The 5,179-nt window shown below is 33.0% G+C and carries 8 protein-coding genes; 1 reads left to right on the top strand and 7 read right to left on the bottom strand.

Annotated features, from left to right (window positions below; genetic code table 11):
• The coding region (locus ACYQ35_RS10135) for a hypothetical protein (RefSeq protein ID WP_459833051.1) at nucleotides 1-188 on the top strand (188 nt) is incomplete at its 5' end.
• 111 nt (nucleotides 189-299) lie between these two features.
• Here ACYQ35_RS10135 and ACYQ35_RS10130 read toward each other — a convergent pair.
• From ACYQ35_RS10130 to ACYQ35_RS10100, 7 genes are all read right to left on the bottom strand, one after another.
• A complete protein-coding gene (locus ACYQ35_RS10130; RefSeq protein ID WP_009757257.1) occupies nucleotides 300-785 on the bottom strand; it encodes a DUF6560 family protein in 486 nt (161 codons plus the stop codon).
• Between the two features lie 93 nt (nucleotides 786-878).
• Complete coding sequence (locus ACYQ35_RS10125; RefSeq protein ID WP_459833047.1) at nucleotides 879-1,667, bottom strand: ZIP family metal transporter; 789 nt, start codon at nucleotides 1,665-1,667, stop codon at nucleotides 879-881.
• Nucleotides 1,668-1,857: 190 nt separating this feature from the next.
• The gene (locus ACYQ35_RS10120; protein WP_459833044.1) at nucleotides 1,858-2,103 is read right to left on the bottom strand and encodes a DUF3781 domain-containing protein; all 246 of its coding nucleotides are present in this window, start codon (nucleotides 2,101-2,103) and stop codon (nucleotides 1,858-1,860) included.
• Between the two features lie 59 nt (nucleotides 2,104-2,162).
• Nucleotides 2,163-2,909 carry a GNAT family N-acetyltransferase gene (locus ACYQ35_RS10115; RefSeq protein WP_459833041.1) on the bottom strand — a complete coding sequence of 249 codons (747 nt, stop codon included), beginning with the start codon at nucleotides 2,907-2,909 and terminating at the stop codon, nucleotides 2,163-2,165.
• A 32-nt stretch (nucleotides 2,910-2,941) separates the two neighbouring features.
• The gene (locus tag ACYQ35_RS10110) at nucleotides 2,942-3,262 is read right to left on the bottom strand and encodes a TfoX/Sxy family protein (RefSeq protein ID WP_459833038.1); all 321 of its coding nucleotides are present in this window, start codon (nucleotides 3,260-3,262) and stop codon (nucleotides 2,942-2,944) included.
• Between the two features lie 35 nt (nucleotides 3,263-3,297).
• Entirely contained in the window at nucleotides 3,298-3,837 is a 540-nt protein-coding gene (locus ACYQ35_RS10105) for a DUF1697 domain-containing protein (RefSeq protein ID WP_459833033.1), read from the bottom strand.
• 489 nt (nucleotides 3,838-4,326) lie between these two features.
• A partial coding sequence (locus ACYQ35_RS10100; RefSeq protein ID WP_459833030.1) for a hypothetical protein occupies nucleotides 4,327-5,179 on the bottom strand: 853 nt, incomplete at its 5' end.

Genomic DNA, 5,179 nt, shown 5'->3' with positions numbered 1-5,179 from the left:
TTGACATAGGACCAGTAAAAATTAAAATAGGCTTAATTTTTATTGTTTTCTTCATTGATGACACCTCCTGCAAAATTTCAAATTTGTCTTTACCTTCATTATATCATGCTGTTATAAGCTTTGTCATTTCTTTTCCGGGTATAAAAAAAGCAGTTAATCCTAACTGCTTTATATGTAAGGAATTATAAAAACGCATACACTCAATATGATATAAAATATCCCAGATAATTGTTCCCCAAAGCATAATGATTATCATTCCTCACATAGATTATATTTTTACTTTTTTCATATCCTTATTATTAGAATAAGTTTCTCTCTTTTAACATTTCAAGAAATTCTTTATACCCAACACAGTCACAAGAAACTGTACAGATTTTTTTGTTTCCAACAAATATTTTTAATCCTATTTGCTCTTTTTCTATGCAATGTGAAATATCATTAAATGAAATTTCTCTTGTTCTTCCAACCGCAGGAGTAATGCGTAAATTATTACCGTCAATTACTACCTTATGTCTTTTTAAAGACCATGCACAAAATTCAATCAATAGAACGAAAATAGCAAAAACAACAGAGTGTCCAATAGTATTGTCAAATCCCATGAAAAATCCCAAAACTAATGCAATTCCTACCATTATCAATGAACAAACATGACATACTGTTTGATAGGCGTGTGATACAAAAACAGTATTTGTGAATTTTTCTTTTTTAGTCGCTTTTTGTGTCTTATCTAACACGAGAGAAATAACAGGGACAACGAATACAGCAAATATAATAGTTCTTATCATAAACAGCACTCCTTACAATTTCTAATTTTGTCTATTTTTTTCAGTATACCATACGAAATATCCTTTTGTTTGGGAAACTCCCCTCTTTTTCATTTAACCTAGAGTCACGTCCATAATCATCATAAGCACAAATCCAAGTGCAAATCCAACTGTTCCGCTGTTTGAATGCTCTCCTTCCGTCGTTTCCGGAATCAATTCCTCTATTACAACATAAATCATTGCCCCTGCTGCAAAAGATAAAATATACGGTAAAATCGATTCCAGCATATCCGCAAGAAAAAACATACATACAGCCGCAATCGGTTCAACAATTCCGGAAAGCGCTCCAAGTGTGAATGCTTTTCCCTTATTCATATTTGTTTCACTTCTTAACGGTATGGATATAATTGCTCCTTCCGGAAAATTTTGAATAGCAATCCCAATCGACAATGCAAACGCACCCATCAGTGTAATCTCTGCATTTTTGCTAACGATTCCGGCAAAAACAGCTCCTACTGCCATTCCCTCCGGAATATTATGCAGAGTGACAGCAAGTATGAGCATAGTTGTTTTCTTTAATTTCTTCGACAGCCCTTCCGGCTTATCTTCTCCTAAGTGCAGATGTGGAATCAACCGATCCAATAACAGTAAAAATCCTATTCCCAATAAAAATCCTGTTGATGCCGGAATAATTGACATCTTTCCCATTGTTTTTTCTGCCATGTCAAGCGCCGGAATCAGTAATGACCACACAGACGCAGCTACCATAACACCTGAAGCGAATCCTAATAAAGATTTCTGCACTATCGGTCTCAAATCTCTTTTTAAGAAAAATACACAACCGGCTCCTAATGTTGTACCTAAAAACGGAATTAAAATTCCAACCCATATATTACCCGTCATTTTTTCTTCCTTTCAATCAAAATATTCATCACAAATTTCTTTCACAACTAAAACAGGGTATCTTTCTACTGAAAAGCAGTCAATCCTAAGCCTAACCACTTGTATAGATGCAAAACTCCCTGTCGATAGTTAGTTGTGACTAACTATATTATACTTCTTATACTGAAAAAAGTAAATATGAAACTGGAAATTATTTGATTATGTGTGCTGTAATAATTGTGTAACTGTAAGAGTTAATTGTTATTTTAATATTATCAATTTCACAATACCAATTCTTTCCCTGCTTGTAGATATTGCACCCTTCATCTAGCACCCTATTCTTACACCACTCAACCACGTCATCGGTATCTAATTTGAGATTTTTCTTTATTCTACCAATTCCCATTTCCGTAGTATGAACTTTGTCTATATTGAATAACAAACCTTCTTTATCCATATGCTATCCCCCATAAATCTCGTTTTATTGCTACGTTCATTTTTCGATAAACCGGAAGTTTACTTCTCTAATAATTTCAAAAATCGCTTGTCGTTCATCTGTTCATTCGTGATGTAGTTGCCATCTAAAAACAATGCATATGTTGTGATTGGTGTCGGAGCTTTTTGTGCTTCCTCTTTACTCTGTAAATGAATTGTAGTGAATTGTATTGCTTTTTCTTTTGCAATCCCCTCAATCACAGGAACATACTTCGCATTAAATGGACATTGACTTGTATAATACAAAACATAACCCATTTCATCAGTATGGGGGTGTTTAGCACATTCTTTGAATTGTGGCAATGTGGCATTCTCTACGAATGCTAAATACCATAACTGAATACCGTTATCGGCTTCATCACATACTTGAAATCCTTTATGTTTCAGAAATTTAGGATCAGCTAAAAATGGCTTCTTCTTTGCCGCTGCTAAAATACACAAGCCTTTTTTACCTTTATTTTTACTGTCCTCAATACAGGCATTTAATAAATCGGCTGAATAACCATGCCCCTTAAATGAACCTGCAACCCATAAGCAATTAATATACATATAACCATCTGCTGAAATCGGATTCCATGCATTTTCAGCAGGGATATATTCAATAAAGCACTTTCCTCTTTCTGTGCTTTTCAGAAAAACCAAACCATCTTCAAATCGTTCTGACAGCCATGCTTTTTTTGAAGATACTTGAATGTCATTGTTATTAGAAATCGCACAGCATATATGTTCTTTTTCTATATTTTCGCTCGTCACCTTAATATATTCCATTATATAAAACCTCCACAAAAATTCAAAATTGTTTATTTCTTCTTTTTCGGCTTTGGAGTTGGTAACTCCTCATACATAGCATTAAACAGAGCTGCTAAAAATTCCTTATTGTCAACTTCATCTACCAACAACATTTCTTTTGCTCCCTCATAGGGTAATTCATACAGGGCTGTTGGCATATAACTAATTGCTGATTTTACTGCTTTGACAAGTAATCTATCATCATAAATACCGCCTACAATCTTACCTCGATAATATATAATAAATTCTCCCATCATGGCCCCATATGTAATTTCATCTAATTCAGATAACTGCCCTAAAATAAATTCCAAATATTGTTTACTTGACGCCATAATTCCCACTCCTAATTTCAAAATTTCTAGTATCATTATATGTTAACAATTTTTCTTACCGTATTTGCTGTCCGGATTGTAATCTCATTGCTTACCTTTGAGTTGGCAGTCTTTGACCACCAATTTGTCTTTTGATAATCTTTGCGGCTAAAAGACCAAAAAATCACGTTTTTATAATGATAAATTTTCTCATATGCTTCTTTAGGATTTCCAACTTCATTATAAAATCTGTCATAAGATATGGTTGGAAACATAAAAATAAGGTTATCATAGATTTCCTCGCTGCTGTCTCCCCACCATTCCGGAGCATTCTTTAATATCTCTTCCAGTTCCTCCTGCAAAATAACAAAAACTGGAATTTCCAACTCAAACTGTTTATTTATCATGAATCTTATTGCATTTGAAAGTTCCTCCTTGTTATCAATGCCACTGTCAAAGATAACATTGCCACTATTAAGATATGTAGAAACCGCTGTATATCCGAGTTCTATAAAACCTGCTTTCAGGTCAGACATCGTTATTCTGTTTTTGCCGCTTATATTAATTCCTCTTAATAATACAATATATCTTTTCATCTGACGATTCCCCCCTCTGATATTTTTTCAATATTCTGTATGAATATAATTATATCATAGCCTTATCGCACAGTCATTTTATTTTCTACAAATCATTTTTCTAAAACTTTAAATTTCCAGGTTATCCCACACAAGATAAATAGGATAAGTTTGAAGTTTTTGCAGAAAGATAGAGAAACTCTTTTCTTCCGGTGCAATGACAGGTATAAAACTGAGTTTCCTTATAACTTTGTAATTTTTAAACAGATGAAATTCGCCTATACAATATTTAGGTTTATATATGCAGGCTTTTCCATAATATTTATTACTCCTGCATGGCCGCACCCTATTATCAATACCGACTCATTTTCAGTAATGAGTAAATTTTGTTCATGTGAAAAATCATCTTTTCCTTGATAGGAACAGTTTAATTTCCTTTCAACTTTTAAAACATCATCGGCTAATATTTCTAGTTTCTCCGGTGTAAGTACAATTATTTTTCATTCAAATTTAAGGTCTGTATCTATAAATCACAAAACTGTCATCTGATGTATCCAACAAGTTCTTGTCGACCGTAAATTTCAAATTTCTTGGTTTCCCATCACTATTCAAACCAAACTGCTTACTAATTGAAAAATACTTTTCTTTTGTTATTTCATTTAATTCAATTATTACCATTTCAGAATACGATATAGAATGAGGTGTATTTCGTGCAGACAACTCATTGAACGGCTTTTTCAAATCCCATTCACCCATATCTTTAATAAAATGATTGCGCCATTTTACCATTTCATAGTCATTTGTTTTTCCCTGTTTTTTATCATGTATATACATAATAAACCAAATTCGATGATACTTATTTAGAGCGTCTGTCACTTTAGTTTCATCATTTAATAACGTATTTCCTCCGCCCTCACAAACTGCTTTTAAATCACCTATAAAATGGTATTTACAATGTGGAAAAGCCAAATCCAAACCCATTTTCCCGTATTCTGAAATAATTGATGGATTTTCACTTGTTGCTATATAGTCTGCGTACTCCGACGAATTATCATGAAAAAACTCACTGTAATACGCTTCTATAAGCCAGCCATTCCAAAGATTTTGTTTCCACATACCAAAACCTGTTTTATCCTTAAGGTCTTTCATATATGTAATGGCTTCTTTAGCCGTAATCCACTCATTCCAACGTATTTTTTCCTTATTTAATTTTTGAATTGCTGTAATGATCGGATTCCTTTCTTCTCTTTCAGCAGAAAAAAAGAATTCTTTTAAATACTCATTTTTTATTGCACCAACAATATTATTATTTTTGTCAACCTTTTCAAAATAGCCGTTTATATATCTATAAACCATTTTTGAT

This window comes from Faecalimonas hominis, assembly GCF_054660755.1.
Note: the sequence above shows the minus strand (reverse complement) of the source record. Positions and strands in the feature narration are given on the sequence as shown.